This is a genomic window from Sphingomicrobium sp. XHP0239, from assembly GCF_039555325.1.
Classification (GTDB): domain Bacteria; phylum Pseudomonadota; class Alphaproteobacteria; order Sphingomonadales; family Sphingomonadaceae; genus Sphingomicrobium; species Sphingomicrobium maritimum.
The window spans coordinates 677,003-701,500 of sequence record NZ_CP154608.1 but is presented as its reverse complement, the minus strand read 5'-3'; the positions used below and the strand labels follow the sequence as shown (position 1 = coordinate 701,500).

Annotated in this window: 31 protein-coding genes; 4 read left to right on the top strand and 27 right to left on the bottom strand. The window is 64.6% G+C overall.

Annotated features, from left to right (window positions below; genetic code table 11):
• The 22 genes from nuoK to thiE form a co-directional block, all read right to left on the bottom strand.
• Entirely contained in the window at positions 1 to 306 is a 306-nt protein-coding gene (gene nuoK / locus WJT74_RS03615; protein ID WP_343346972.1) for an NADH-quinone oxidoreductase subunit NuoK, read from the bottom strand.
• Positions 303 to 905, bottom strand: a complete 603-nt coding sequence (locus tag WJT74_RS03610) for an NADH-quinone oxidoreductase subunit J (protein WP_343346970.1) — start codon at positions 903 to 905, stop codon at positions 303 to 305. The genes nuoK and WJT74_RS03610 overlap by 4 nt, the downstream gene beginning before the upstream one ends.
• A gap of 24 nt (positions 906 to 929) precedes the next feature.
• Positions 930 to 1,412 carry an NADH-quinone oxidoreductase subunit NuoI gene (gene nuoI / locus WJT74_RS03605; protein ID WP_343346967.1) on the bottom strand — a complete coding sequence of 161 codons (483 nt, stop codon included), beginning with the start codon at positions 1,410 to 1,412 and terminating at the stop codon, positions 930 to 932.
• A complete protein-coding gene (gene nuoH, locus WJT74_RS03600) occupies positions 1,409 to 2,437 on the bottom strand; it encodes an NADH-quinone oxidoreductase subunit NuoH (protein WP_343348080.1) in 1,029 nt (342 codons plus the stop codon). Before nuoH ends, nuoI begins: the two co-directional genes overlap by 4 nt.
• Before the next feature lie 131 nt (positions 2,438 to 2,568).
• Positions 2,569 to 4,566, bottom strand: coding sequence for an NADH-quinone oxidoreductase subunit NuoG (nuoG, locus tag WJT74_RS03595; protein ID WP_343346964.1), 1,998 nt, complete (start codon positions 4,564 to 4,566; stop codon positions 2,569 to 2,571).
• Positions 4,567 to 4,713: 147 nt separating this feature from the next.
• Complete coding sequence (locus WJT74_RS03590; RefSeq protein WP_343346961.1) at positions 4,714 to 5,445, bottom strand: hypothetical protein; 732 nt, start codon at positions 5,443 to 5,445, stop codon at positions 4,714 to 4,716.
• A gap of 67 nt (positions 5,446 to 5,512) precedes the next feature.
• The gene (locus WJT74_RS03585; protein ID WP_343346958.1) at positions 5,513 to 6,226 is read right to left on the bottom strand and encodes a hypothetical protein; all 714 of its coding nucleotides are present in this window, start codon (positions 6,224 to 6,226) and stop codon (positions 5,513 to 5,515) included.
• A 177-nt stretch (positions 6,227 to 6,403) separates the two neighbouring features.
• Positions 6,404 to 7,708, bottom strand: a complete 1,305-nt coding sequence (gene nuoF / locus WJT74_RS03580) for an NADH-quinone oxidoreductase subunit NuoF (RefSeq protein ID WP_343346955.1) — start codon at positions 7,706 to 7,708, stop codon at positions 6,404 to 6,406.
• On the bottom strand, positions 7,708 to 7,854 hold the full coding sequence (locus WJT74_RS03575; RefSeq protein ID WP_343346953.1) for a hypothetical protein: 147 nt from the start codon (positions 7,852 to 7,854) through the stop codon (positions 7,708 to 7,710). Before WJT74_RS03575 ends, nuoF begins: the two co-directional genes overlap by 1 nt.
• Entirely contained in the window at positions 7,854 to 7,994 is a 141-nt protein-coding gene (locus tag WJT74_RS03570; RefSeq protein ID WP_343346950.1) for a hypothetical protein, read from the bottom strand. The genes WJT74_RS03575 and WJT74_RS03570 overlap by 1 nt, the downstream gene beginning before the upstream one ends.
• Complete coding sequence (locus WJT74_RS03565) at positions 7,995 to 8,660, bottom strand: complex I 24 kDa subunit family protein (RefSeq protein WP_343346948.1); 666 nt, start codon at positions 8,658 to 8,660, stop codon at positions 7,995 to 7,997. It abuts the gene before it with no gap.
• On the bottom strand, positions 8,660 to 8,956 hold the full coding sequence (locus WJT74_RS03560) for a hypothetical protein (protein WP_343346946.1): 297 nt from the start codon (positions 8,954 to 8,956) through the stop codon (positions 8,660 to 8,662). Before WJT74_RS03560 ends, WJT74_RS03565 begins: the two co-directional genes overlap by 1 nt.
• Positions 8,953 to 10,146, bottom strand: a complete 1,194-nt coding sequence (locus WJT74_RS03555) for an NADH-quinone oxidoreductase subunit D (RefSeq protein ID WP_343348078.1) — start codon at positions 10,144 to 10,146, stop codon at positions 8,953 to 8,955. The genes WJT74_RS03560 and WJT74_RS03555 overlap by 4 nt, the downstream gene beginning before the upstream one ends.
• Before the next feature lie 83 nt (positions 10,147 to 10,229).
• Complete coding sequence (locus WJT74_RS03550; protein ID WP_432215231.1) at positions 10,230 to 11,129, bottom strand: NADH-quinone oxidoreductase subunit C; 900 nt, start codon at positions 11,127 to 11,129, stop codon at positions 10,230 to 10,232.
• On the bottom strand, positions 11,126 to 11,599 hold the full coding sequence (locus WJT74_RS03545) for a NuoB/complex I 20 kDa subunit family protein (RefSeq protein WP_343348074.1): 474 nt from the start codon (positions 11,597 to 11,599) through the stop codon (positions 11,126 to 11,128). The genes WJT74_RS03550 and WJT74_RS03545 overlap by 4 nt, the downstream gene beginning before the upstream one ends.
• Before the next feature lie 95 nt (positions 11,600 to 11,694).
• Complete coding sequence (ndhC, locus tag WJT74_RS03540; protein WP_343346944.1) at positions 11,695 to 12,072, bottom strand: NADH-quinone oxidoreductase subunit A; 378 nt, start codon at positions 12,070 to 12,072, stop codon at positions 11,695 to 11,697.
• 82 nt (positions 12,073 to 12,154) lie between these two features.
• Positions 12,155 to 12,967, bottom strand: a complete 813-nt coding sequence (locus WJT74_RS03535; protein ID WP_343346942.1) for an inositol monophosphatase family protein — start codon at positions 12,965 to 12,967, stop codon at positions 12,155 to 12,157.
• Between the two features lie 97 nt (positions 12,968 to 13,064).
• Positions 13,065 to 13,673, bottom strand: coding sequence for a DUF302 domain-containing protein (locus WJT74_RS03530; RefSeq protein ID WP_343346940.1), 609 nt, complete (start codon positions 13,671 to 13,673; stop codon positions 13,065 to 13,067).
• Complete coding sequence (gene efp, locus WJT74_RS03525; RefSeq protein WP_343346937.1) at positions 13,673 to 14,236, bottom strand: elongation factor P; 564 nt, start codon at positions 14,234 to 14,236, stop codon at positions 13,673 to 13,675. The genes WJT74_RS03530 and efp overlap by 1 nt, the downstream gene beginning before the upstream one ends.
• A gap of 38 nt (positions 14,237 to 14,274) precedes the next feature.
• On the bottom strand, positions 14,275 to 14,964 hold the full coding sequence (locus tag WJT74_RS03520) for a M23 family metallopeptidase (protein ID WP_343346935.1): 690 nt from the start codon (positions 14,962 to 14,964) through the stop codon (positions 14,275 to 14,277).
• 3 nt (positions 14,965 to 14,967) lie between these two features.
• A complete protein-coding gene (locus WJT74_RS03515) occupies positions 14,968 to 16,089 on the bottom strand; it encodes a L,D-transpeptidase family protein (protein WP_343346932.1) in 1,122 nt (373 codons plus the stop codon).
• Positions 16,090 to 16,140: 51 nt separating this feature from the next.
• Positions 16,141 to 16,809 carry a thiamine phosphate synthase gene (thiE, locus tag WJT74_RS03510; protein WP_343346930.1) on the bottom strand — a complete coding sequence of 223 codons (669 nt, stop codon included), beginning with the start codon at positions 16,807 to 16,809 and terminating at the stop codon, positions 16,141 to 16,143.
• A 35-nt stretch (positions 16,810 to 16,844) separates the two neighbouring features.
• Here thiE and WJT74_RS03505 point away from each other — a divergent pair, with 35 nt between their 5' ends.
• Complete coding sequence (locus WJT74_RS03505; protein WP_343346927.1) at positions 16,845 to 17,252, top strand: hypothetical protein; 408 nt, start codon at positions 16,845 to 16,847, stop codon at positions 17,250 to 17,252.
• 2 nt (positions 17,253 to 17,254) lie between these two features.
• Here WJT74_RS03505 and WJT74_RS03500 read toward each other — a convergent pair whose 3' ends face one another.
• Complete coding sequence (locus tag WJT74_RS03500) at positions 17,255 to 18,148, bottom strand: fructose bisphosphate aldolase (protein WP_343346926.1); 894 nt, start codon at positions 18,146 to 18,148, stop codon at positions 17,255 to 17,257.
• A gap of 117 nt (positions 18,149 to 18,265) precedes the next feature.
• On the opposite strand from WJT74_RS03500, the gene WJT74_RS03495 reads away from it, so the two are divergent.
• Complete coding sequence (locus WJT74_RS03495) at positions 18,266 to 19,003, top strand: phosphatase PAP2 family protein (protein ID WP_343346923.1); 738 nt, start codon at positions 18,266 to 18,268, stop codon at positions 19,001 to 19,003.
• Between the two features lies 1 nt (position 19,004).
• Here the strand turns inward: WJT74_RS03495 and WJT74_RS03490 are convergent, their stop codons facing one another.
• Genes WJT74_RS03490 through tkt form a run of 4 tightly spaced genes read right to left on the bottom strand, consistent with a single transcriptional unit; the run spans position 19,005 to position 23,651 of the window.
• Complete coding sequence (locus tag WJT74_RS03490; protein ID WP_343346920.1) at positions 19,005 to 19,430, bottom strand: DUF4440 domain-containing protein; 426 nt, start codon at positions 19,428 to 19,430, stop codon at positions 19,005 to 19,007.
• On the bottom strand, positions 19,423 to 20,631 hold the full coding sequence (locus WJT74_RS03485; RefSeq protein ID WP_343346918.1) for a phosphoglycerate kinase: 1,209 nt from the start codon (positions 20,629 to 20,631) through the stop codon (positions 19,423 to 19,425). The genes WJT74_RS03490 and WJT74_RS03485 overlap by 8 nt, the downstream gene beginning before the upstream one ends.
• Before the next feature lie 28 nt (positions 20,632 to 20,659).
• On the bottom strand, positions 20,660 to 21,682 hold the full coding sequence (gap, locus tag WJT74_RS03480; RefSeq protein ID WP_343346916.1) for a type I glyceraldehyde-3-phosphate dehydrogenase: 1,023 nt from the start codon (positions 21,680 to 21,682) through the stop codon (positions 20,660 to 20,662).
• Positions 21,675 to 23,651 (bottom strand): transketolase, encoded by a 1,977-nt coding sequence (tkt, locus tag WJT74_RS03475; RefSeq protein ID WP_343346913.1) that lies wholly within the window; start codon positions 23,649 to 23,651, stop codon positions 21,675 to 21,677. The genes gap and tkt overlap by 8 nt, the downstream gene beginning before the upstream one ends.
• Positions 23,652 to 23,813: 162 nt before the next feature.
• Between tkt and WJT74_RS03470 the strand changes: the two genes are divergently transcribed.
• Both WJT74_RS03470 and WJT74_RS03465 read left to right on the top strand, forming a co-directional pair.
• Positions 23,814 to 23,984 carry a hypothetical protein gene (locus WJT74_RS03470; RefSeq protein WP_343346910.1) on the top strand — a complete coding sequence of 57 codons (171 nt, stop codon included), beginning with the start codon at positions 23,814 to 23,816 and terminating at the stop codon, positions 23,982 to 23,984.
• The gene (locus WJT74_RS03465) at positions 23,981 to 24,319 is read left to right on the top strand and encodes a cell division protein ZapA (RefSeq protein ID WP_343346908.1); all 339 of its coding nucleotides are present in this window, start codon (positions 23,981 to 23,983) and stop codon (positions 24,317 to 24,319) included. The genes WJT74_RS03470 and WJT74_RS03465 overlap by 4 nt, the downstream gene beginning before the upstream one ends.
• The last annotated feature ends 179 nt before the right edge of the window (positions 24,320 to 24,498 follow it).

Genomic DNA, 24,498 nt, shown 5'->3' with positions numbered 1-24,498 from the left:
TCAGCCCTTCATCCGGTTGACGTCGTCGACCGCGATCGAACCGCGGCGACGGAAGAAGATGACGAGGATCGCGAGACCGATCGCGGCCTCGGCGGCGGCGACGGTCAGGACGAACATCGCGAACACCTGCCCCGTCAGATCACCCAGAAAGGCGCTGAACGCGACCAGATTGATATTCACCGACAGAAGGATGAGCTCGATCGCCATCAGCATCAGGATGATGTTGCGGCGATTGAGGAAGATGCCCAGCACGCCGATGGTGAACAGCACCGCAGCGACCGCGAGATAATGGCCCAGTCCGATCACAGCTCGACCCCCTCGCCTGTCTTCGGCTGCGTCATGCGGATCGCCTCCTTCGGATCACGACGGTTCTGGCGATCGACTTTCTGCGGTCGGGCATCGCCGCGCGACCGATGCGTCAGGACCACCGCGCCGATCAGCGCGACGAGCAGGATGAGCCCCGACAGTTCGAACGGAACGAGATAGCGCCCGTAGAGAAGCTCGCCGAACGCCACGATATTGCTCTGGCGCGTCGGCGGCGGCGCATCGGCGATGACCGGCCCCGCGCGGCTCGCCAGTACCGCGATCGACATTTCCGCAAGCAGCACGAGCGCGATCAAAAGCCCGATTGGCAGATTCTTCGTGAACCCGCTCCTCAGCCCCGCGAAATCGATGTCGAGCATCATGACGATGAACAGGAACAGGACCGCGACCGCGCCCACGTAGACGAGGATCACGAGGATCGCGATGAACTCCGCGCCCAGCAGGATCATGAGCCCCGCCGCGTTGAAGAAGGAGACGATCAGCCACAGCACCGAATGCACCGGATTGCGGGCGAACACGACCAGCAACGCCGACAGGATGGCGAGGCTCGCGAACAGGTAGAAGGCGAAAGGTCCGATCATTGATTCCCCGGTTTGGAGCGCGCCCTAGCGGTAGGGCGCATCGGCGGCAAGATTGGCGGCAATCGCCTGCTCCCACTTGTCGCCATTCTCAAGCAATTTGGCCTTGTCGTAATAGAGTTCCTCGCGGGTCTCGGTCGCGAATTCGAGGTTCGGCCCCTCGACCACGGCATCGACCGGACAGGCTTCCGCGCACAGCCCGCAATAGATGCACTTGACCATGTCGATGTCGTAGCGCGTCGTCCGGCGCGAATTGTCTTCGCGCGGCTCGGCCTCGATCGTGATCGCCTGCGCGGGGCAGATCGCCTCGCACAGCTTGCACGCGATGCACCGTTCCTCGCCGTTCGGATAGCGGCGCAGCGCATGTTCTCCGCGGAAACGCGGGCTCTGCGGCGTCTTCTCGTACGGATAGTTGATCGTCGCCTTGGGCTTGAAGAAATACTTCAGCGTCAGGGCGTGCGCCTTGAGAAATTCCCAGAGCGTGAACGATTTGAGCGCGTGGCCGATCACAGCAGGCCTCCGGTTTCGCGGGTCAGCATGAGATAGCCCGAGACGAGCATCACGAAGAAAATCGAGAGCGGCAGAAAGATCTTCCACCCCAGCCGCATCAGCTGGTCGTAGCGGTAACGCGGCACGGTCGCCTTCACCCACCCGAAGATGAAGAAGAAGATGCCGATCTTCAGAAACAGCCAGATGATCCCCGGCACGACATAGAGCGGCGCCCAGTCGATCGGGGGCAGGAATCCGCCCCAGAACAGAATCGCGTTCAAAGCGCACATCAACAGCACGTTGGCATATTCGCCGAGCCAGAAGAGCGCGAAGCTCATCGAGCTATATTCGGTCTGATGACCCGCCACGAGCTCGCTCTCCGCCTCGACCAGGTCGAACGGGGTGCGGAACGTCTCGGCCATCGAGGAGATGAGGAACACAACCGCCATCGGGAACAGCAGCGGGTTGAACCCGAAACCGTTGAGGAAACCCAGCACGTGGCCCGTCTGCGCGAGAACGATGCCGGTCAGGTTGAACGTCCCTGCCCACAGCACCACGGTGATGATCACGAACCCGAGGCTGACCTCGTAGCTGACCATCTGCGCGGCTGCGCGAAGCGCGGAAAAGAACGGATATTTGGAGTTGGACGCCCAACCGGCGATGATCACGCCATAAACACCGATCGACCCTACCGCGAGGATGTAGAGCAGCCCGATGTTGAGATCGGCGAGGACGACGCCGACGTCGAACGGCACCACCGCCCACACGAGAAGCGCGATCGTGAAGGTGATGATCGGCGCAACGAGGAAGAGTACCTTGTTGGCGCTCGAGGGGATGATCGTTTCCTTAAGGAACACTTTCAGACCATCGGCGAAGCTCTGCAGCAGCCCGAACGGCCCGACCACGTTCGGCCCCCGCCGAAGCGCCATCGCGGCCCAGATCTTGCGCTCGGCATAGATGACCATCGCTACCGCGAGCATCAGCGGCAACGCGATGACGAGGATGTGGATCGTGGTGCCGAGAAACCAGGCCCATCCTTCCTGCATCCCGGCGCTGCGAAACGAGGCGACCGCGCCTTCCGAGAAGAGGAAATAGATGCCGTTGCCGACACCCGGAAAAACGAGCGTGGCGAGCGCGACGAGGATCGCGGCGACGACCAGGAGGCCGAGAAGCGCAATCATTCCGCCGCCTCCGCGAAATCCTCGCCGTGCACCAGTTCGGCCGAGCAGCGGCGCATCGTCGGGCTCGCCCGGCAGATGGCATTGGTGAGGTAGTAATCGTCGATCGGATAACTCAGCGCGCCCTCGCCCTTCGCGGCAAGCGCGGGCGGATCGAACGGAAGGTCGATGATCGTGCCATCGTCGACGGCCAATTCGGGATGGTCCTGCTTCATCGCGGCGCGAAGCATGGCGAAAGTGTCGAACTTGAGCGGCTTGCCGGTCAGATCGCTGACCGCGCGAAAGATCGACCAGTCCTCACGTGCGTCGCCAGGCGCGAAACAGGCTTTCTCGCTGCGCTGAACGCGACCCTCGATATTCACATAAGTGCCGTGCTTCTCTGCCGGAGCGGCGCCCGGAAGGACGAGGTCAGCCATCTGCGCGCCCCTATCGCCGTGATGGCCGACATAGACCTTGAAGGCGCCCGCGAAGGCGTCCGCGGGCAACTCGTCGGCACCCAGCAGAAGCGCCAGTTTTGGCTTCGCATCGCGGATACCCGACAGTCCACCCGTTTGGTGAAAGCCGAGGAGAAGGCCGGCCATCCGGCTCGCCGCGGTATGGAGAAGGTTGTGCGTCGCGCCCAGCTTCTTGGCGAGCGCGAGTGCATCGCCCTGTCCGCCCGCGACAAGCGCGGCGGGACCCGCGATCAACACCGGGGCCGTGGCCGCCTTGAACGTTTCGGTGACGGCCTTGGGCAGCTTCGTCACCGAATGCAGATCCTCGCCCAGCCACTCGACGTCGTAGCCGAGGTCGACCTTGGGTCCGACCGCATAGATCTTCGCGCCGCGGCGGAAGGCCTTGCGGACACGGGTGTTCACCAGCGGCGCTTCCCACCGCAGATTGGTCCCGAACAGCAGAATCGCGCCCGCATTCTCGATGTCGGCGATGGGCGTCTGGAAGGCGACCGCGCCGAGGTTCGACACGTCGTAATCGAGCCCGGTCTGCCGACCTTCGAACAGCTTCCCGCGCTGCTGCGACAACAGTGTCTTGGCGGCATACATCGTCTCGGCATCGACCAGGTCGCCGGCGATGGCCGCGACCTTCGACTTGGCCTCGCCCAGCTTATCGGCGAAGAGCCGCAGCGCTTCCTGCCAGTCGGCGGCGCGCAGCTTGCCTTTCTCGCGGATCCACGGGCGGTCGAGGCGCCCGCGCACGAGCGCGTCGACATGGTGCCGTGCCTTGTCGGAAATCCATTCCTCGTTGACGTCGTCGTTGATCCGCGGGAGCACGCGCATCACCTGACGGAAGCGCACGTCGTAGCGGATGTTGCTGCCGACCGCGTCCATGACGTCGATGCCGGGTACCTTCTTCAGCTCCCAGGGCCGCGCCTCGAAGCTGTATGGCTTGCTCATCAGCGCGCCGACGGGACACAGGTCGTGGAGGTTGCCCGACAATTCGGACTGCAGCGCGGTTTCCAGATAGGTCGTGATCTGCGCATCTTCGCCGCGATAATACATGCCGAGTTCGGGCGCGCCCGCAACCTCGTCGGCGAAGCGCACGCAGCGGGTGCACTGGATGCAGCGGGTCATCGCCGTCTTGACGATCGGACCCATATACTTGTCTTCAACCGCGCGCTTGTTCTCGTCGAACCGCGTGTAGCCGCGGCCGTAGCTCATCGCCTGGTCCTGGAGATCGCATTCGCCGCCCTGGTCGCAGATCGGGCAGTCGAGCGGGTGGTTGATGAGGAGAAATTCCATCACCCCCTCGCGCGCCTTCTTCACCATCGGCGTATCGGTGCGGATCTCCTGCCCGTCGGCGGCGGGCAGCGCGCAGCTTGCCTGCGGCTTGGGCGGGCCGGGCTTCACCTCGACGAGGCACATTCGGCAATTGCCGGCAATCGACAGGCGCTCGTGATAGCAGAAACGGGGAATTTCCTTGCCCGCCAGCTCGCAGGCCTGGAGCACGGTGGCGCCATCGGGAACTTCGAGTTCGACGCCGTCGACAGTGACTAGGGGCATTCGAAAATCCGCTTGAGCTAGATCGGGGGCGCGGGGGGCCGCGCCGGCTTCGCGCCCCTACTGTAAGATAGGGCGGCAAAGTGCAACCCGTCCGGTCACCCGGACCGGGCGAAAATTACACTTTCCGGTCCCGATCGACCCGCCGGCTCAGCTACCCGCCAGATCGCCGTGCCGATAGCGCGTCCACAGGCCGTCCGCGACGACCTGCCGGATCATGGAAATCGGCACCGACATCTCGGCCTCGTCGCTCTTCAGACAGACCGAGAGGGTCGGAGCCAGCGCATCGAACGCTTCGCTCTCCGTGCCGGAACCGGGCAACCCGCGGAGCATCGCATCGGCGGCGGACAGGTTGCGATAGGTCAGGCAGTCGGCAAGCTCGGCCAGCACTATCGTATCGCGCTGACGGTGGACGTAGCGACGCTTGTCCCCCATCGCCTCGATGGCACCATCGACCAGCGCGACCGGCGTATCGGCGTAGCGAAGATAGGCTTCCTCGGCGAACAGGTTGCGCATGGTCGAATAGTTCGCCTGCATCCACATCTGGTCCTCGCGCGAATTCATCGCCTTGGAAATGCAGTTGCTCATGCTCCAGTCGCCCATCGCCTCCTTGGGATCGAGGGAAAGGGCCTTGAAATCGATATGATTGAAATCGCTATTGTCGAGAACCGCGTCGATGTCCTTGCGATTGCGGTTGTACATGCAGTTGGCGACGCGCTTCTGCATGTAGCGGGTGCGGCCCGCCTCGACCGTTTCTGCGGCCTGCTTGAAGCGGGTGCCGACGCGCTGTTCGTCGGGGACTGCCGCCACTTGCGCGGAAGCGGACGCGCCTACCCCCGCGGCGGTCACCATTGCTACGAACGCGAACAGCCATTTTTTCATTTTACCAATCCCCTCACTCACCGCTCATGAAAATCCGCCGACGTCCCATCGGCAACCTCGCCGCCCCTCAGTTCGACGCCACTGTGCCCGATGAATAGGCATGACGCGCCCACAGACCGTCGGCAATCAGCGCGCGGACCGTGTCGACCGACAGCGAGATGTTGTTGCCGTCCTCAAGGCAGGGGCCGAGATGAGGGATGACCGCCTCGATCGCCTCGGCCTCCTTCCTGGTGCCGGGCGTGGTCCGGACCAGCCTGTCCGTCTCGACCGGCGCACGGTGGACGACGCAATCCGCGAAGCCCGCGAGGATGCGCGCATCGTTGACCCCATCCATCTCCACAAAGGGCCGCGACGTCAGGAAAACTTCGTCGGCCTCTCCGATCGAAAACGGACGGCTCCGGTTTGCGACATAAGCGGCTTCGACCAGCATCTTGCGGATGCTCTCGGGCGAATAGCTGATCATCATACTCCGATATTGAACCGGCACGTTGTCCTCGCCGCATTTCTCCATGTCGAGGGCATGCCAAAGCTGATAGTTCGTGACACCCAGACCCGCGAGATCGATGTTCATGAAATCGCTGTGGCGCAGCAGCCGTTCGGACTGGTCCGAGTGGCGACGATACATACATTGCGCGATTTCGCGCTGGAACTGCCGCGCCACGTCGGGGTCGATCGCATCCGCGCTTCCCTTGAGCCGCGAGCTGTATTGCGCCTCGGCAGGTGTGGAGACGAAGATCGACAGGACTGCGATCGCGAGCAGAACGAGAAAGGAACTCTTCACTACTGATACTCCGGACGATCGCGAACGCCGCGACCTTTTATTCGGATACCGGTTGAAGTCCCGCGTCAGTACTTCCCCGCCCGAACGCGGGATCATACAGTCAATGCACTGATATTCAAATTGATTATGAAGCCGCGGCCATCGGATTGCATCCGATACGGGACCTAGTCCTTGCCTTCACTCTGCGGCGACGCGCTGTTCCCCGCGTTCGGCGATGCGGCGTTCGATCTCGGGGCGGAAATGCTTGATCAGCCCTTGGATCGGCCACGCCGCGGCGTCCCCCAGCGCGCAGATCGTGTGGCCCTCGACCTGCTTGGTGACGTCGTGGAGACGGTCGATCGCACCCACGTCGGCATCGCCCTCGACCAGCTTTTCCATCGTGCGCCACATCCATCCCGTGCCTTCGCGACAGGGCGTGCACTGGCCGCAGCTCTCGTGCTTGTAGAAATAGCTGATCCGGCTGATCGCCTTCACGATGTCGGTGGACTTGTCCATGACGATGACCGCCGCGGTGCCGAGGCCCGAACCCTGCTCCTTGAGGCCGTCGAAATCCATCGGACAGTCCATGATGTCCTTCGCGGGCACCAGCGGCACCGAGCTGCCCCCGGGAATGACCGCGAGCAGATTGTCCCATCCGCCCGTGATGCCGCCGCAATGCTTGTCGATCAGCTCGCGGAACGGGATGCTCATCGCTTCCTCGACCACGCAGGGCTTTTCGACGTGGCCCGAAATCTGGAAGAGCTTGGTGCCGTGATTGTTCTCGCGCCCGAACGACTTGAACCAGTCGGCACCGCGGCGAAGGATGGTCGGGACGACCGCAATCGATTCCACGTTGTTCACGGTTGTCGGGCAGCCGTAGAGGCCCGCGCCGGCGGGAAATGGGGGTTTCAGGCGCGGCTGGCCCTTCTTGCCCTCGAGGCTTTCGAGCATCGCGGTCTCTTCGCCGCAGATATAGGCCCCTGCCCCGCGGTGGAGGAACAGGTCGAAATCGACACCGGAGCCACAGGCGTTCTTGCCGATCAGCCCGGCCTCGTACGCCTCGTCGATCGCGCGCTGGAGCGCGATGGCTTCCTGGATATATTCGCCGCGAATGTAGATGTAGGCCGCTCGGGCGCGCATCGCGAAGCTGCTGACCAGCGCACCTTCGATCAGCTTGTGCGGATCGTGGCGGATGATCTCGCGGTCCTTGCACGAACCGGGCTCGGACTCGTCGGCGTTGATGACGAGGAAATTGGGGCGGCCGGGCGTCGGCTCCTTGGGCATGAAGCCCCACTTCACGCCGGTCGGAAAGCCCGCGCCGCCACGGCCACGCAGGCCGCTTGCCTTCACTTCCTCGATGATCGCATCGGGGTCGCGCTTCAGAAACGACTTGGTGTCGTCCCAGTCGCCGCGTGCCTGCGCGCCTTTCAGGAACGGGTCCTGATAGCCGTAGACGTTGGTGAAGATCCGGTCCTTGTCCTCGAGGCTGGTGATGCCGTTCATCACTTCTTCTCCAGCAGACGGGTGGCGCCGATATAGAGCAACGCGGCGAGCGCGAGGCCGATCAGCAACCCCAACGCGTTCTTGAGGATCGACCAGGCGATGACGACGGCCAGCACGGCGACGATGATCTTGAATACCGTCTGCATCAGAATGCCGCCCCTCCGGTCGCGATGAAGAATGCGGCGACCACCACGACCGCGATCAGTACGAACTTGATGATGCCGGTCACGAACTTCCAGACAAGGAAGGCGAGGACCAGCGCGATAAGGATCGTGACGATGTCCATCTACCACTGTCCCCGATAATCGTAATTGCGTTCGGCCATCTTCTTGAGGCTGGTCGGGCCGCCTTCGGGCACCGAAGCCTGGCGTCCGATCTGGCTGCCCGTCTTGGGCTGTTCGCCGCGGGCCAGCGCTTCGAGGATGGCCGTGGTCGTCTCGGCGGTCAGATCCTCGTAATTGTCGTCGTTGATCTGCATCATCGGCGCGTTGGCGCAGGTGCCGAGGCACTCGACTTCGGTCAGCGTGAACAGGCCGTCGTCGGTGGTATAGCCCTTTGTCATGCCCATCGCCTTGCAGGCATCGATGATGCTTTCGGCACCGCGGAGCATGCAGGGCGTCGTGCCGCACACCTGCACGTGATATTTCCCGACCGGCACGAGGTTGTACATCGTGTAGAAGCTGGCGACCTCCATCGCGCGCACCACCGGCTGGTTCACCGCGCGCGCGACGAACTCGATGACGGGCACGGGCAGCCAGCCCTGCGTATCGGTCATCCGCCCGACCTGCCGCTGGGCGAGATCCAGGAACGGCAACATCGCCGACGCCTCGCGCCCCGCCGGATATTTGGCGAGAATGGTCTCCGCGATCGGCGCGGACGTCTCGTCCCACGCAAAATCACCCCACTTGGCGCGCAGGTCCGGCGTATCTTCGGCGAAATGACGGAGGGCCATTAGCTTTGCTCTTCGCTCTCGTATCGATGAAGCGACAGTTTTGCGAAATAGACGGCGCCGAACAGCACGGCAACAATCTCAATTGAAGCGACAAAAACGACTTCGATGGGCGTCGAAGCATCGTAACTGCCGCCAAGTCCTCCAAGTGCAAACATGGCTCCCGCGACGAAAGAGGCACGGATAAGGTCGCGTCCTATCAGCCATCGACCAAGGATCATGCGCGCAATCAAAACCGCGATTCCGAGGACCACCAAAGACTGGAAAACTGCAAGTAGGATTTGTAAAGTCAAATTCACCGGTCACACTCCCCAAACACGACGTCGATTGCGCTCAGCACTGCCGTCGTATCCGCCAGCATGTGGCCCTTCATCATGAAGTCCATCGCCTGCAGGTGCGAGAACGCCGTCGGGCGGATCTTGCAGCGATAGGGTTTGTTCGTGCCGTCCGCGACGAGGTAGACGCCGAATTCGCCCTTGGGGCTTTCGGTCGCGACATAAACCTCCCCCGCGGGGACGTGATAACCTTCGGTGTAGAGCTTGAAGTGGTGGATGAGCGCTTCCATCGACTGCTTCATCTCGCCGCGCGAGGGCGGGAAGACCTTACGGTCGAGGCTGCCGATCGGGCCTTCAGGCATTTCCTTGAGGCACTGGCGGATGATGCGCGCCGACTGGCGGACTTCCTCGACGCGGACCATGAAGCGGTCGTAGCAATCGCCCTTGGTGCCGACAGGCACGTCGAAGTCCATGCGGTCGTAGACCTCGTAGGGCTGCGACTTGCGTAAATCCCACGCGATGCCGCTGGCCCGGATCATCGGTCCGCTGAAGCCCCACGCCAGCGCGTCTTCCTTGCCCACCACGCCGATATCGACGTTGCGCTGCTTGAAGATGCGGTTGTCGGCGACGAGGCTGATCGCGTCCTCGAACAGTTGGAGGCGGTTGTCGAGGAAGTCGCTAAAGTCGGCCAGCACGCTTTCGGGAATGTCCTGGTGCACCCCGCCGACGCGGAAATAGTTGGCGTGCATCCGCGCGCCGGAGACGGCTTCGTAGAATTGCGCGATATCCTCGCGCACTTCGAACAGCCACAGGTTGGGCGTCATCGCGCCGACGTCCATCACATGGCTGCCGAGGTTGAGCATGTGATTGAAGATGCGGGTCATTTCCGCCATCATCGTGCGGATGTACTGGGCGCGGATCGGGACCTCGAGCCCCATCAGTTTCTCGACCGCGAGCACGTAGCTGTGCTCCATGCACATCGGCGAGCAGTAATCGAGCCGGTCGAAGTAGGGCAAAGCCTGCGCGTAGGTCTTGTATTCGATCAGCTTCTCGGTGCCGCGGTGCAGCAGCCCGACATGCGGGTCGACCCGCTCGACGATCTCGCCGTCCAGCTCCATGATGAGACGCAGCACGCCGTGCGCGGCCGGATGCTGCGGGCCGAAGTTGATCGTGTAGTTGCTGACCGTCTCGTCGCCCGCGGTCGGGTCGGTCATGCTGTCGGCGCGCGTATGCTCGCGGATCAGCTTGTGATCGCCCGGCGCTCCCGCGACTTCGACGACCTTGATCTGGGGATCGCTCATAGGTCCTTGTCCGTCTTGCTCGCGCCGCCCTGCCCCTCGTGCGGCTCCACCGGCGCGTCCTCTCGGGTTTCCGGGTTCTCGACGTCGCTGTCGACACCGCCCGCATGATCGGCCTTCTCGGCGGCAGGATCGCGCGCTTCGTCTTCGGCCTTCTTGTTGGTCGGTGCACCCGCACCCGTGTCGGAGGTTTTCTCGGTCGTCTTGGGGTCCCCAGGCCCCGCCTTCGCGTCGACCTTGGGCGGCTCGCCATTGGCCTTCGCCGGGGTGGCGCCGCCGGGGGCCTGCCCCTCGGCCTTCTCGTCGCCAGGAAGGCGGTATTCGGGTCCTTCCCAGGGGCTGAGGAAATCGAAGGTACGGAAATCCTGGCTGAGGCTGACCGGCTCGTAGATCACGCGCTTCTCGGCTTCCGAATAGCGCATCTCGACGTGACCCGTCATCGGGAAGTCCTTGCGCAGCGGATGTCCCTCGAACCCGTAGTCTGTCAGGATGCGGCGCAGATCGGGGTTGCCCGCGAAATCGACGCCGTAGAGGTCGAACACCTCGCGCTCGAGCCAGCCCGCGACCGGCCACAGGTCCGTCACGCTCGGCACCGGCGTCATCTCGTCGGTCTTCACCTTGATGCGAAGCCGGTGGTTATGCGTGACGCTCAGGAGGTGATAATTCACCTCGAACCGCTCGGGCCGCTCGGGATAGTCGCAGCCCGCAATCTCCATGAGCTGCTGGTAGCCATGCTCGTCGCGCAGCGCGGTCAGCATGGGCACCAGCGCATCGCGCGCGACCGTCAGCGTCAGTTCGCCGACATGGTTCGTCTCGTCGAGGATGTGCTTGCCATGCGCGCGTCGCAGCCCCTCGAGAAAATCGGTGCGCTCGGCAATCTTCGGAACGGACAGGCTCACCGCTCGATCGTCCCTTCGCGGCGGATCTTCCGCTGCAGCTGCATGATGCCGTAGAGCAGGGCTTCGGCCGTCGGCGGGCAACCGGGAACGTAGATGTCCACCGGCACGATGCGATCGCAACCGCGCACGACGCTGTAGCTGTAATGGTAATAGCCGCCGCCGTTGGCGCAGCTGCCCATCGAGATGACGTAGCGCGGCTCCGACATCTGGTCGTAGACCTTGCGCAGCGCGGGAGCCATCTTGTTACACAGCGTTCCCGCCACGATCATCACGTCGCTCTGGCGCGGGCTCGCGCGCGGCGCGGCGCCGAACCGCTCGAGGTCGTAGCGAGGCATGTTGACGTGGATCATCTCGACCGCGCAGCAGGCGAGGCCGAAGGTCATCCACCACAGCGAGCCGGTCCGCGCCCAGGTGAACAGATCCTCGGTCGTGGTGACGAGAAAGCCCTTCTCGTCCAGCTCGGCCTGCATTTCCTTGAACTTGGCCTTGGTCGCCTCGTCGGGCTCGCCCACTTCCAGTCCCTGGATACGGGCGATGTCCTGCTCGGTCGGTTTGGGGGAATAGGTTACTCCCATTCGAGCGCTCCCTTCTGCCAGGCGTAGACGAGGCCGAGCGTCAACTCGACCAGGAAGATCATCATCGCGACCCAGGCCGCCCAGCCCAATCCGACGACCGTCACGGCCCAGGGAAACAGGAACGCGGCCTCCAGATCGAAGATGATGAACAGGATGGCGACGAGGTAGAAGCGCACGTCGAACTGGTCGCGGCTGTCCTCGAACGCGGGAAAGCCGCATTCATATTCGGACAGCTTCTGCGGATCGGGCTTGTGCGCGCCCGTCAGCCGGCTGACCCCCATCGGCAGGAACACGAACAGCGCCGACAGTCCCAACGCGATGGCGAGGAACAGGAGGATCGGCAGGTAATCGGCGGCAACATCGGCCAAGGGAACGGTCTCCGGATGAACTCGGTGCGGCTTTAGGACAGGAGGGCGGCGCGCCGCAACCGCCTAAAGGACCATTATCCGCTTACCGAAGCGCGTTGGCGACCAGCTTGTGCAGCTTGCTGTGCAGATCGCCGCTGGCGGCGAGATACTCGCGCTTGTCGTGCATCCGGTCCTGGCCGCGATAGTCAGTCACGAATCCCCCCGCCTCTCGCACCAGCAGCAGGCCCGCCGCCACGTCCCACAGATCCAGATCGTCTTCCCAGAAGCCGTCCATACGCCCAGCCGCGACCCAGGCGAAATCCAGCGTCGCCGCACCGAACCGGCGGATCGCGGAAACCTCGGGACCGATCGCACTGTAGATGCGGCTCCACCGCGCGATGTCGCCGCGGCCCCAGTGCGGCATGCCGGTGCCGATCAGCGCTTCATTCAGATTGCGCCGTGCCGACACCCGCAGTCGCTGGTCCTGCAACCAGGCGCCGCGACCCTTTTCGGCCCAGAAACTCTCGTCCGTCACCGGCTGATAGGTCAGCGCGTGGGTGATTTCCGGTTCCCCGTTGGGCTTCTTGTCCTCGACCGCGATCGAGAGGGCGAAGTGGGGAATGCCGTGGAGAAAGTTCGACGTGCCATCCAACGGATCGACGATCCAGCGCGGCTTGTCGGGATTGCCCTCGATCTCGCCCGCTTCCTCGACCAGCAGCCCCCAGTCGGGGCGCGCGTGCCGCAATTCCTCGACGATCGTCTGTTCGGCGCGCTTGTCGGCCATCGACACGAAGTCCGCCGGGCCCTTTTTCGAAACCTGGAGATGCTCGACCTCGCCGAAATCGCGGCGCAGGCGCGGCGCGGCCTTGCGCGCGGCGCGTTCCATGACGGTGATGAGACCGGAGTGGGAAACCATTGAACCTATCCTAAAAATGCATTCGTGCGATCATCGTCGGGCGCCCGGGCGGCGCTAAAGCCGGTGCCGCCCGTCCTGACGCGACCGAGCAAGGTAACTATCCGCTCGTCTCGTCGTCCATGATGAGCGGTGCGTCGCCCGGAACGTCGTCCTCGACAGGCGGGCTCGCGTCGGCCCGTCCCGCTGCGGTGGTGGCGAGGTTCTCCAGCGCGCGCGCGATCGTGTCGACGCGCTCGTCCTCGCCTTCGATCCCGTGGCGCGAGGCGAGCCAGACCGGGCTGTTGTAGGCGATCATCACCTTGCCGTCGGTGTCGCGATAGACCGCGATCTTCTGGGGCAGGTCGAGCGCCGCGCCGGGGGCGGCGCGCATCAGGTGTGTCCCCACTTCGGGCTTTCCGAAGATGAGCGTGACCGCCGGGCCGAGTTCGAGGTCGGCATAGCCGGCATTCATTTCGTGATCGACCCGCGCAACGACGGTGAAACCGTTATCCGTCAGCGCCGTTTCGAGCCGACCGACGGTCTCCACGACCGTCCCTTCGCTCTCGACCCGCTGGATGCCGTTGCCGAAGGCCGCGACCTCGCCGCCCGTGCTCTGCACGTCCTGATGCGCCGTCTCGGCGCGTCCCGCCTGCGCTTCGTCGGAAGACCATTGCTGGTCGCATCCGGCAAGCGCCAACAGAATCAGCGGAAGGGCGGCAAGACGCATCAGTCGGCGCGCTTCACGTAGGTGAACTCGCCGGTGTCGACGATCACGCGCGTTCCCGCGGTGATGTGCGGCGGCACCATGATCTTGACGCCATTGTCGAGCACGGCCGGCTTGTAGCTGGCGCTCGCCGTCTGGCCCTTCACGACCGCATCGGCCTCGACCACCTCGGCCTCGACATGCTGGGGAAGCTGGACGCTGATCGGGCGGTCCTCGTGGGTTTCGAGGATGACGTCCATCCCATCGTTGAGGAACGCCGCCTGATCGCCCAGCATGTCGCGCTGGACGATCGTCTGTTCGAACGTGTCCTTGTCCATGAAGGTCAGGTCATCGCCGTCGGCGAAGAGGAACTGAAAGTCCTTGGTGTCGAGCCGGACCTTGTCGACCGTCTCGGCGCTGCGGAAACGGACGTTGGTCTTGCGCCCATCCTCGATGTTCTTCAATTCGACCTGCATGTAGGCGCCGCCCTTTCCGGGCTGCGTATGCTGGATCTTCACGGCCTTCCACAGACCGTTTTCGTGGTCGAGAATGTTGCCGGGGCGGATATCGACCGCGTTCATCTTCATGAGAGTGACCTCAGTGGGTTGGGGATATGGCGCCCCGCCTAGCGGTCATCCTCCTCGCCCGCAAGAAGCGGATAGGGGTTGACCGGGCGTCCTTCCCACCAGCCTTCTTCCGGTTCCATGCGGTGAATGGCGAAATGGAGGTGCGGACCGTCCGGAGTGGCATTGCCGCTGTACCCCACGGTGCCGAGTTGCTGGCCGAGCGCGATGCGGTCGCCTTCTTCCAGCCCCGGCGCATATTCGTCGAGATGGGCGTAGTAATAGATCCAGCTCCTGTCGGCCGAGCGCACGTAGAGCGTCCTTCCGCCTCCGCCTTCGGAGAAGTAGATCTTTTCCAGGATGCCGGGAGCAGCGGCGACCACCGGAATCCCGGTATCGGCCATGATGTCGATCGCGTCGTGTCGCCTCGCGCCACCGGCGCGGGCCGCCGTGAAGGTGTCGACGAGCTGGTCGGGCGAAATGCCCGCGACCGGAACGGCGAGCCCGCGCGGCCCGATCTCTACCGAGCGCGCGCGTCGCAGGCCGGGGTCCAACTGGGGCGATACTTCGAGCGTGTCTCGATGATCGAGACCCTGTTCGGCAACCGAGCGGCGTTCACCGGTCGGCGTGTCGACCGCCGTAGGCGCGGCCTCGCGTTCGGGTGCTGCAGTAATGGCCCCCGACTTCACCGCGACCAGCCACCCCATCGAGGTGATGATCGCGGTGACGAGGGCAACGAGGACCGAGCGCATCGACTATTCGACGAATTCCGCCGCGAAGCCCGGCTCGAGCATGTAGGCGAGCTTGAGCACGTCCCAGTTGGTAAGGCGCAGACAGCCGTGCGACTGCGCGTAACCGATCGTCTGCGGCTCGCTTGTACCGTGAAGCCCGTAATTCTCCTTGGTCAGGTCGAGCCATGCGATCCCCACCGGCCCGTTCGGCCCCGGGGGCAGCATCTGCTCCTCCTCGCTGTCCGGCACGTCCCAGAACAGGTCGGGCTGGTAGCTGAAGGGCGGCAGGAAGGCGTAGGTCGTCACTTCCCAGTCGCCGATCGGCAGCGGATCGTTCTCGCTGCCGGTGGTAACGGGGAAGGTCGCGATCAGCGCATCCTCCGCATCGTAGACTTCGAGCACGCCCTCGCTTTCATCGACGAGGATCCGCTCGCCCTTCTTGCCCGTGGCGTTGACGTTCATGGCGTTGAACCAGTCGCGATATTCGCCGATCTTGGCGCCTTCATAGTCGCGGCTCGCCGGCAGCACGTTGGGAAGGGTCACGACCGATCCGATGCCGAACGGCTCGGTCGGATCGTTGAGCGACATGACCACGCCGGGGGTGGTGTGGAACCGCTCGGCCACTTCCTCGAGGAGATTGCGATAGTTGAGCCGTTCGAGCTCGGCCTGCTCCTCCGCGCTGTCCGGGAAATCGCGGACGAAGTTGCCGTCGACGATCGAACTGTCGATGCGCAATTGCTTGGTCGGCTCGCGCTGGTCGCGAAGAAGCGCCGTGCGCGTCGCGTCGTCCAGTTCGCCCGTGACGTCGAGGTCGTTGGCTTCCTGGAAGCCGCGCAACGCCTTGGTGAAATTGTCGCCGTCCATGCCGTCGATCACGCCGGGCGAGAACCCGGCCGCGTCGAGCAGCACCTGCGCGTGGAAGATGTTCCGGTCGATCTCGCCGGTCTTCTCGGCGGGAAGCTGGTTGATGCGCTGGCGCAAGGTGCCCTCGCCAGGCTGGCCCGACGAGGAGGAGGCCTGTCGATTGTCCATCGCATTGCCCGGGGCGGCGGCCGCCTCGGCATCCTGCGAGGGGGCGACGAGGGCGCCGCCGACGGCCAGGGCCATGGCGATGCTGAAGGCGGAGACGATTTCGGTACGCGGCATGATGTTACTCCCGGATGGTTCGTTACGGGGGCAACGCGCGTTTCGCCGCTTCTATCCCTCGCCCTGCAGCACCGAGTCGAATTCCGCTACCGCGGCAGCCACGTCGCTGGTGCTCCAGATCGCGTTGGACACGGCGAGGAAGTCCGCCCCGGCGGCGACCAGCGGCGCTGCATTGGCGGGCGTGATGCCCCCGATCGCGACGCACGGAAGCTCGAACAGGCTCGACCACCAGGACAGGATCGCGGGATCGGGCCGATGGTCGCTCGCCTTGGTCGTGCTGGGATGAAAGCTCCCGAAGGCGACATAATCGGCCCCCGCCTCGCCCGCTTCCATCGCGAGATGACGGCTGGCATGACAGGTGACCCCGATCTGCACCGACGGACCCAGTTCGGCGCGGGCGTCGCGCGCATCGCCGTCCCCCTGCCCCAGATGCACGCCGTCGGCGTCCAGTCGCCGGGCCATCGCGACATCGTCGTTGACGATGAAGGCAACGTCGGCCTCGGCACAGATGGCGCGCAGCGGCGCGGCGGCGCGGGCGAGATCGTGACTGTCCATTCCCTTCACGCGCAGCTGAAAGGCCGCGACCCGTTCATGATCCACCGCGTCGCGCAGACGCGCGGCGAAATCACCGCCGACGTCTTGCGGACTGATCAGATACAGATCGCACGGCGCGGTGCGCTCGGGCGGGGCGAAGCGGGAAAAATCGAAATCCTCGTTCATTGACACCTCATAACCATCGTCCGATGCTGCGGCCAATGCGAATCCTACTTCTTCTCGCCGCGCTGTCCGCGTCGCTCGCCGCCTGCGAAACCTTCGAGGACGAGCCGCTCGTCGACGGCCCCGTCCCCGCTGCGCAGGAAATCGCCGTTGCGCTGGGTCAACCGGTCTTCGTGGCACCGCGCCTCGTCGCCACGCCGATGCGGGTGCACGAGGATAGTCGCTGTCCGATCAACGCGCGGTGCGTGACTGCGGGAAGACTGATCCTCGAAACACGGATCGACGGACCCGGCTGGCGCGAAACGGTCTATCTGACGCTCGGTGAACCGGCGTGGGTGCGCGAACATTGGGTGACGCTGGTATCGGCCGAACCCGGACAGATGGCGGGGCAGTCCACGGCCCCCTCCGCCTATCGCTTCGCCTTTCAAGAGCGCGGCGCGCTCTAGCCTCAGCCGTTGCACACGCTCGCGGCGTAGATGTCGTCGATCGCCGCGCCCAAGGCCTTGTCGAACGCGCTATCGTCCATGTCGGCGCGCAGGTCCTGGAGCAATGCGCGGCTGAAACTGGCGATCATTCCGCGGTTGCGGCTCAATTTCTCGGTCGCTTCCTCGCGTGAATAGCCACCGGACAGCGCCACGACCCGCGCCACCGCGTGATGGCCGACCAGCGGCGCGAACATATCGTCCTCCACCGGCAGGCTGAGTTTCAGCATCACCCGCCGCCCCGGCTCGAGCGCGCCCAGCGCCGCCACCAGCTTGGTCATCAGCATGCGGTCCGCCTCGGCGCGACTGCGGCTCTTCAAACTCACCTCGGGCTCGACGATCGGCATCAGTCCCTTGTCGATGATCCGATTGGCGACCTCGAACTGCTGATCGACGATCGCGCCGATCCCGTCGTCGTGCGCTTCGTGAATGACGCTCCGCATCTTGGTACCGAAGATGCCGCGGGTGCGCGCGCGGTCGAGCATCCCGTCGAGGTCGGGCATCGACTTCATCATCTGGACGCCGCGATCGGTGTCCTCGAGACCCTTGTCGACCTTCAGGAACGGGACCACGCCGCGTTCCCACAGCAGCTGTGGGACCGGCTTGCCGTCGGCATCGCCGTCCATCGTCCGTTCGAACAGGATGGCGCCCAGCACCTTGCGGCCCGAAAAACTCGGCGCGGTCACGATCCGCTGGCGCATCTCGTGGATGCGGGCGAACATTTCCTCGTCGCTCGAATAGGCATCGGGCCCGACGCCATAGCCTTCCAGCGCCTTGGGGGTCGATCCGCCCGACTGGTCGAGCGCCGCGATGAACCCCGCGCCGCCGACGATCTGCGCCATCATCTTCGGATCGTGCATAACTGAATCACCCTCACTGCATACGTATGCGGCGCGGCGTAGCGAGCGGGAGGGCGAACCGCAATGCGGGTGAACGTTCACAGGAACCAACCCGCCCTTCGCCGCGCTGCTCACCCCATGACCGATCCCCGCTCCTTCGTTCATCGTCTCTGGCACCGTGCCCACCGCATCGACAGCTGGATGCTGTTCGGCTTCATCGTCGCCATCGTCGTGCTGACGGGGCTCGGCAAGCTGGCGAGCGAGATCCTCGAGGGCGACAGTTTCGCCTTCGATCGCGCGCTCGTCACCGGATTGCGGACCGCGACCGATCCGGCTCAGGCGATCGCGCCCGGCTGGGTCACCAGCGCGATGATCGACATCACCGCGATGGGCGGTGGGACCGTGCTGACCCTCGTCACCCTGTTCGCTGTCGGCTATCTCGCCGCACTAGGGCGGTATCGCATCGCCATGCTGGTCGCCGCGGTGATCGTGTCGGGCGCCATCGCGACCGACCTGTTGAAGATGTTCTTCGACCGCGCCCGCCCCGATCTCGTCCCGCACATGGTGGAGGTATCCTCGCGCAGCTTTCCCAGCGGTCATTCCATGAATTCGGCGCTGGTCTACCTGACGCTCGCCGCCCTTGTCGCGCGCACCCGCACCGATACGGGCGTGCGTATCTACCTGATGGGGGTCGCGCTATTGCTGACCTTCTTCGTGGGGGTCAGCCGCGTCTATCTGGGTGTCCACTGGCCGACCGACGTACTGGCCGGATGGGGCGTCGGCGCGCTCTGGGCCGCGCTCGCCTCGCTGGTCGCCAAGCGACTGCAGGAAAGACACGAGATCGAACCGGCCAGTGCGGGCGAGGAGATCGACTGAGCTAATGCCACAACTGCAGGGCGTGGAGCGCCTTTGCGACCTCCTCGTCGCCTTCGAGCCGCGCCAGGTTGCGCTCGAGGAGCTTCCAGCCGCGCCCGCGCAGCTTGGTCCACAGGTCCTGCACCCAGAAATGGCCCTTCCACACATCGTGGTCGAGCCGCATCTCGATCTCGGCCGGCGTCGCGAACAGAGCGATGCGGCCGTGCTTGCGGGCGTAGATCTTGCCGAAGCGGTATCCCTTGCACGCGAACCCCTGGCTGGGCGCTTCGATCAAGCTGGTGCGGTCCAGGAGGACCGGCCGTTCGGCGCCGAGCACGAAGCGGAAATTGCGGGCCGTCTGGGCCTTCAGGGCCTTGGTGTCCTGTTCGATCCAGGCACGCATCCACTGATGTTCGAGCGCCTCGATCGTGGCGTTGAGGTCAGCCATCCTTCTTCTCGATCGCCGACACCCCGGGCAGCTCGCGGCCTTCCATCCATTCGAGAAAGGCGCCGCCGGCGGTCGAGACGAAGGTGAAATCTTCCGCGACGCCTGCCTGGTTGAGTGCCGCGACCGTGTCGCCGCCGCCCGCCACGCTGACCAGCGAGCCTTCCTTCGTCAATGCCGCCGCCGTCCGCGCGAGGGCCACGGTGGCCGCGTCGAACGGCTCGGTCTCGAACGCGCCCAGCGGCCCGTTCCATACCAGGGTGCGGCACGTCTTGAGCACGTCGGCCAGCGCCTCGGTCGCCGATGCGCCGAGGTCGAGGATCATTTCGTCGGGGCCGACTTCGTGGACGTTGCAGGTCCGCATGCTGTCGGGGTTGGCCGCGAACTCCTTGGCGACCACCACGTCGTAGGGGAGGTGGATCGTGCAATCGGCCTTCAGCGCCGCGTCGAAAATCCCCTCGGCATCGGGGATCAGGTCCTTTTCCATCAGGCTCTTGCCGACATCGACCCCGCGCGAGGCGACGAAGGTATTGGCCATTCCGCCACCGATGATGAGGTGATCGACCTTTTCGACGAGATGCTCGAGTACCTGCAGCTTGGTCGAGACCTTCGCGCCGCCGACGACCGCGACGACTGGCCGCTCCGGGTCGCCCAATGCCTGTTCGAGCGCCGCCAGTTCGACTTCCATCGCGCGCCCGGCATAGGCGGGCAGATGATCGGCGATGCCAACGGTCGAGGCATGCGCACGGTGCGCGACCGAAAAGGCATCGCTGACAAAATAGTCGCCCAGCGCGGCCATCGCCTTAGCCAGTTCGGGATCGTTTTCGGTCTCGCCCTTGTGGAAGCGCGTGTTTTCCAGAATGCCGATCGCTCCGGGCAGCATGATCGAGACGGCACGGGCGGCCTCGTCGCCCTGGCAGTCCTCGACGTAGCGAACGCTGCGCCCCGTTAGCTCGCGCATGGGCTCGACCAATAGAGCGGTCGACATGGCCGGCTGCGGCGCGCCGTTGGGGCGGCGGAAATGCGACAGGAGGAGCACCTTGGCGCCCTTGTCCGACAGTTCGCAAATGGTCGGCAGATGCGCGCGCAGGCGCGTATCGTCGCTGACGTCGCCATCGTGCATCGGCACGTTGAGGTCGGCACGCACCAGCACGATCTTTCCGGTCAGATCGTCGGGCAGGTCGTCGAGCGTCTTGAAGGTCATCATTCGTTCCCCGGCGATTTCGCCACGATCAGATTAGTTTGCCCATCACACCGGCCGTGTCGATCATCCGGTTCGAGAAGCCCCATTCGTTGTCGTACCAGCTGACCACGCGGGCCAGCTTGCCTTCCATCACGCTGGTCTCGAGGCTGTCGACCGTGCTCGAGGCGGGATGGTGGTTGAAGTCGCTGCTGACGAGCGGTTCGTCGGTATAGTCGAGAACGCCCTTCATCGCGCCGTCGGCCGCGGCCTTGAGCGCGGCATTGAGTTCATCGGCATCCGTATCGCGCCCCGGTTGGAACACGAGGTCGATCAGGCTCACGTTGGGCGTCGGGACGCGCACCGAGCTGCCGTCGAGCTTGCCCTTCAGTTCGGGAAGAACGAGGCCGACGGCGCGCGCCGCGCCCGTCGTCGTCGGAATCATGTTGAGCGCCCCTGCCCGCGCTCTGCGCAGGTCGGAGTGCGTCTGGTCGAGAATACGCTGATCGTTGGTGTAGCTATGCACCGTGGTCATGAAGCCGCGTTCGATCCCGACGGTGTCGTGCAGAACCTTCGCTACGGGGGCGAGACAGTTGGTCGTGCAGCTGGCGTTCGACACGATGATGTCGTCCGCGGTCAGCGTATCGTGGTTGACCCCATAGACGATCGTCTTGGTGACGTTCTTCGCCGGCGCGCTGATCAGCACGCGCTTCGCTCCCGCCTCGATGTGCGGCATGGCGGCCTCGTGACTCTGGAACGCGCCCGTGCATTCCAGCACGATGTCGATGCCCATGTCCTTGTGCGGGTGATTGGACGGATCGCGGTCCGCGACCATCTGGATGACGTGCCCGTCGACCGTCATGGTCCGCTCGCCCTCGCCGACCTTGTCGCCGACCTCGACCGTTTTGTTGAGACGCCCGTGTGTGCTGTCGTAGCGGAACAGCATCGCATTATGCTCGGTGTCGGTGAGGTCGTTGATGGCGACGAGTTCGAGATCGTGATCGTCGCGCTCGAGGATCGCCCGCGCGACGAGGCGGCCGATGCGCCCGAAACCGTTGATCGCGACTCTAGTCATTCTTCAGATGCTCCATGATCTTCTTGCTGATGGCTTCGGGAGTGAAGCCGAACTTGTCGAACAGGTCGGGCGCCGGCGCGCTGGCGCCGAACCGGTCGAGGCCGATGTTGAGCCCGTTCTTCATCGTGATGTCGGACCAGCCGAACGTCGTGCCCGCTTCGATGGATACGCGCAGGATTTCCGACGGATCGACATCGGGCAGCAGGTCCTCGCGGTAGCCCGCGTCCTGATCCATGAACTTTTCCCAGCTCGGCATCGAGACGACGTCCGCCCCGACCCCCTCATTCTCCAGCCGCTCGGCGGTTTCGAGCGCGAGGTGCACCTCGCTGCCCGTCGCGATCAGGATGACGCGGCGGTCCTTGCCGGCCGTCTTCAGGCGATAGGCGCCCTTGGCGGTGAGATTGTCGCCAACACGCTCGGTCCGCACCGCGGGCAGCCCCTGCCGCGACAGCGCGAGCAGGCTCGGCCCCTCGCCCGCCAGCGCGTCGGCCCAGGCTTCCGCCGTCTCGACCGCGTCGGCAGGACGATAGACGGTGAGCCCCGGCATCGCCCGCAGGCTCTGCAAATGCTCGACCGGCTGATGCGTGGGTCCGTCCTCGCCCAAGCCGATGCTGTCGTGGGTCATGACGTGGACGACCTTGGCCCCCATCAACGAACCCAGCCGGATCGCCGGACGCGAATAGTCGGCAAAAACGAGGAAGGTGCCGCCATAGGGCATCACCCCGCCGTGCAGGGCCATCCCGTTCATCGCCGCGGCCATGCCGAATTCGCGGATGCCGTAGTAGATATAGCGCCCGCCATAGTTGGATGCGGTCAGCGGTTCGATTCCGCCGGCCTTGGTATTGTTCGATCCGGTGAGGTCTGCGGACCCGCCGATGGTCGCGGGCACCGCCTCGTTGATCGCGTCGAGAACGATCTGGCTCGCCTTGCGGGTCGCCATCTTCTCGCCCTTGGCGACCAGGTCGTCGAGCAGCCCGGACAGCCAGTCCTGATCGTGCTTGCCCGCGATGCGGCGTTCGAATTCCTCGCTCTTGTCGCTCGCTGCCAGGCGATCTTTCCACGACTTGTGAAGTTCGGCGCCCTGCCGTCCGAGCGCGCGCCACGCGTCCCTGACGTCGGCGGGGATATCGAAGGGCTCGGCGTTCCAGCCGAGTTCCTCGCGTGCCGCCGCAATCTCTTCCTCGCCAAGCGGCGCGCCGTGAGTCGCGGCAGTGCCCTGCTTGGTGGGGGCGCCGTAGCCGATGGTGGTGCGGCAGCGAATGATGCTCGGCTTGTCGCTACCCTTCGCCTCGGCGATGGCCTTGGACACGCTGTCCGCGTCCAACCCGTCGCAGCGGTGCGTCGACCAGCCCATCGCCTCGTGCCGCTTAAGCACGTCCTCGGTCCGGGACAGATCGGTGGAGCCGTCGATGGTGATCTCGTTATCGTCCCATAGCACGATCAGCCGTCCGAGCTGCAGATGTCCGGCAAGCCCAGCGGCTTCGTGGTTCACCCCTTCCATCAGGCACCCGTCGCCGGCGATCACATAGGTGTGGTGATCGACCAGATCGTCGCCATAGATCGCATTGAGGTGCCGCTCGGCGATCGCCATGCCGACCGCGGTCGCAAGGCCCTGCCCGAGCGGCCCCGTGGTCGTCTCGACCCCATCGAGCATGAAATTCTCGGGATGGCCCGCGCACGGGCTGCCCAACTGGCGGAAATTCCGGATTTCCTCCATTGTCGGATGGGCATATCCGGTCAGGTGAAGCAAGGCGTAGGCCAGCATCGAGCCATGGCCCGCCGACAGGACGAACCGGTCGCGATCGGGCCAATGCGGGTCGCTGGGGTCGTGCTTCAGGTGATCGGCGTACAGCGCCACGGCCGCATCGGCCATGCCCATCGGCATGCCGGGATGGCCAGAATTAGCGGCTTGCACCGCGTCCATCGACAGGGCGCGAATGGCATTGGCTAGGCGGCGCTTGGTCGGCATGCCGGCTCCTCGTTGGGTGGGGCGATGCAGATGCGCATCGCAAGGCTCGAAACTGGAGCCCGCTATTGTATGCCCGCAGCGGCAGCGTCAACACCTCGCCCACCGTCGGCCCGTCGCACACGGTCTTGCGGGCTTGATACGCGTCGGATAGCGCAGATGGTCATGGCCGAAACGACCTTCGAGGACGAACTGAGCCGCGCCGAAGCCGCGCTGGACCGGATTCGCCGAGCGCTCGACGAACGGCCCGACCGCGAGCAGGCGCTTCGGCGCGAAATGACCGCCGTTCTGGCCGATCTCGACGCACTGATCGCGGCGGCGGATACGCCCCGATGAGCGAGGTCGTGCTTCGCATCAACGGCCGCGACTACCGCGTCCGTGCGCGCGACGGCGAGGAAGACAAGCTCGTCCGCGCGGGCGAGATCGTCGAGGAACGCTGCGAAAAGGCGCGGGCCGCGATGGGCACCCTGTCGGACACCAGCCTCTATTTCTACGCCGCGCTGATGCTGGCCGACGAGATGGTCGACGATGAACCCTCGTCCCCGACCGCCATGACCCCGGCCGACGAGTCCGCTTCTTCCGAAGCCCGCTCCCGCGTTGCCGCCCTCGCCGACCGGTTGGAGTCGCTGGCCGCGCGGCTCGAAGACGATCGAAACGGCGCGGACGGTTGAGCTTGGGCTTCCCGCACCCTACATCGTTCATGACGGGTACTGCCTGGCACGAGCATTCGACTATCCCTGAGGCTAACTACATCCTAGGGAGCCGTCCCTACCCGGGCCGTGGCCTGGGATATATGGCGCCCACCTGACGTTCTGGCGTCAGAGGATACAGAGGCAACGACCGAGGTGGT

Bases quoted from the DNA above. Each gene is read 5' to 3' on its own strand.
- WJT74_RS03575 (WP_343346953.1), bottom strand. From the start codon at position 7,854: ATGCAGACGGTATTCAAGATCATCGTCGCCGTGCTGGCCGTCGTCATC.
- WJT74_RS03515 (WP_343346932.1), bottom strand. From the start codon at position 16,089: ATGCCGCGTACCGAAATCGTCTCCGCCTTCAGCATCGCCATGGCCCTG.
- nuoF (WP_343346955.1), bottom strand. From the start codon at position 7,708: ATGAACGGCATCACCAGCCTCGAGGACAAGGACCGGATCTTCACCAAC.
- WJT74_RS03545 (WP_343348074.1), bottom strand. From the start codon at position 11,599: ATGCAGGCCGAGCTGGACGAGAAGGGCTTTCTCGTCACCACGACCGAG.
- WJT74_RS03610 (WP_343346970.1), bottom strand. From the start codon at position 905: ATGATCGGACCTTTCGCCTTCTACCTGTTCGCGAGCCTCGCCATCCTG.
- WJT74_RS03485 (WP_343346918.1), bottom strand. From the start codon at position 20,631: ATGACCTTCAAGACGCTCGACGACCTGCCCGACGATCTGACCGGAAAG.
- thiE (WP_343346930.1), bottom strand. From the start codon at position 16,809: ATGAACGAGGATTTCGATTTTTCCCGCTTCGCCCCGCCCGAGCGCACC.
- WJT74_RS03535 (WP_343346942.1), bottom strand. From the start codon at position 12,967: ATGGTTTCCCACTCCGGTCTCATCACCGTCATGGAACGCGCCGCGCGC.
- gap (WP_343346916.1), bottom strand. From the start codon at position 21,682: ATGACTAGAGTCGCGATCAACGGTTTCGGGCGCATCGGCCGCCTCGTC.
- tkt (WP_343346913.1), bottom strand. From the start codon at position 23,651: ATGCCGACCAAGCGCCGCCTAGCCAATGCCATTCGCGCCCTGTCGATG.
- WJT74_RS03490 (WP_343346920.1), bottom strand. From the start codon at position 19,430: ATGGCTGACCTCAACGCCACGATCGAGGCGCTCGAACATCAGTGGATG.
- WJT74_RS03505 (WP_343346927.1), top strand. From the start codon at position 16,845: ATGCGAATCCTACTTCTTCTCGCCGCGCTGTCCGCGTCGCTCGCCGCC.
- WJT74_RS03555 (WP_343348078.1), bottom strand. From the start codon at position 10,146: ATGACCGACCCGACCGCGGGCGACGAGACGGTCAGCAACTACACGATC.
- nuoG (WP_343346964.1), bottom strand. From the start codon at position 4,566: ATGCCCCTAGTCACTGTCGACGGCGTCGAACTCGAAGTTCCCGATGGC.
- WJT74_RS03565 (WP_343346948.1), bottom strand. From the start codon at position 8,660: ATGGCCCTCCGTCATTTCGCCGAAGATACGCCGGACCTGCGCGCCAAG.
- WJT74_RS03465 (WP_343346908.1), top strand. From the start codon at position 23,981: ATGAGCGAGGTCGTGCTTCGCATCAACGGCCGCGACTACCGCGTCCGT.
- WJT74_RS03495 (WP_343346923.1), top strand. From the start codon at position 18,266: ATGACCGATCCCCGCTCCTTCGTTCATCGTCTCTGGCACCGTGCCCAC.
- WJT74_RS03520 (WP_343346935.1), bottom strand. From the start codon at position 14,964: ATGCGCTCGGTCCTCGTTGCCCTCGTCACCGCGATCATCACCTCGATG.
- WJT74_RS03570 (WP_343346950.1), bottom strand. From the start codon at position 7,994: ATGGACATCGTCACGATCCTTATCGCGCTGGTCCTCGCCTTCCTTGTC.
- WJT74_RS03500 (WP_343346926.1), bottom strand. From the start codon at position 18,148: ATGCACGATCCGAAGATGATGGCGCAGATCGTCGGCGGCGCGGGGTTC.
- WJT74_RS03470 (WP_343346910.1), top strand. From the start codon at position 23,814: ATGGCCGAAACGACCTTCGAGGACGAACTGAGCCGCGCCGAAGCCGCG.
- nuoH (WP_343348080.1), bottom strand. From the start codon at position 2,437: ATGCAGGAAGGATGGGCCTGGTTTCTCGGCACCACGATCCACATCCTC.
- WJT74_RS03530 (WP_343346940.1), bottom strand. From the start codon at position 13,673: ATGCGTCTTGCCGCCCTTCCGCTGATTCTGTTGGCGCTTGCCGGATGC.
- efp (WP_343346937.1), bottom strand. From the start codon at position 14,236: ATGAAGATGAACGCGGTCGATATCCGCCCCGGCAACATTCTCGACCAC.
- WJT74_RS03590 (WP_343346961.1), bottom strand. From the start codon at position 5,445: ATGAAAAAATGGCTGTTCGCGTTCGTAGCAATGGTGACCGCCGCGGGG.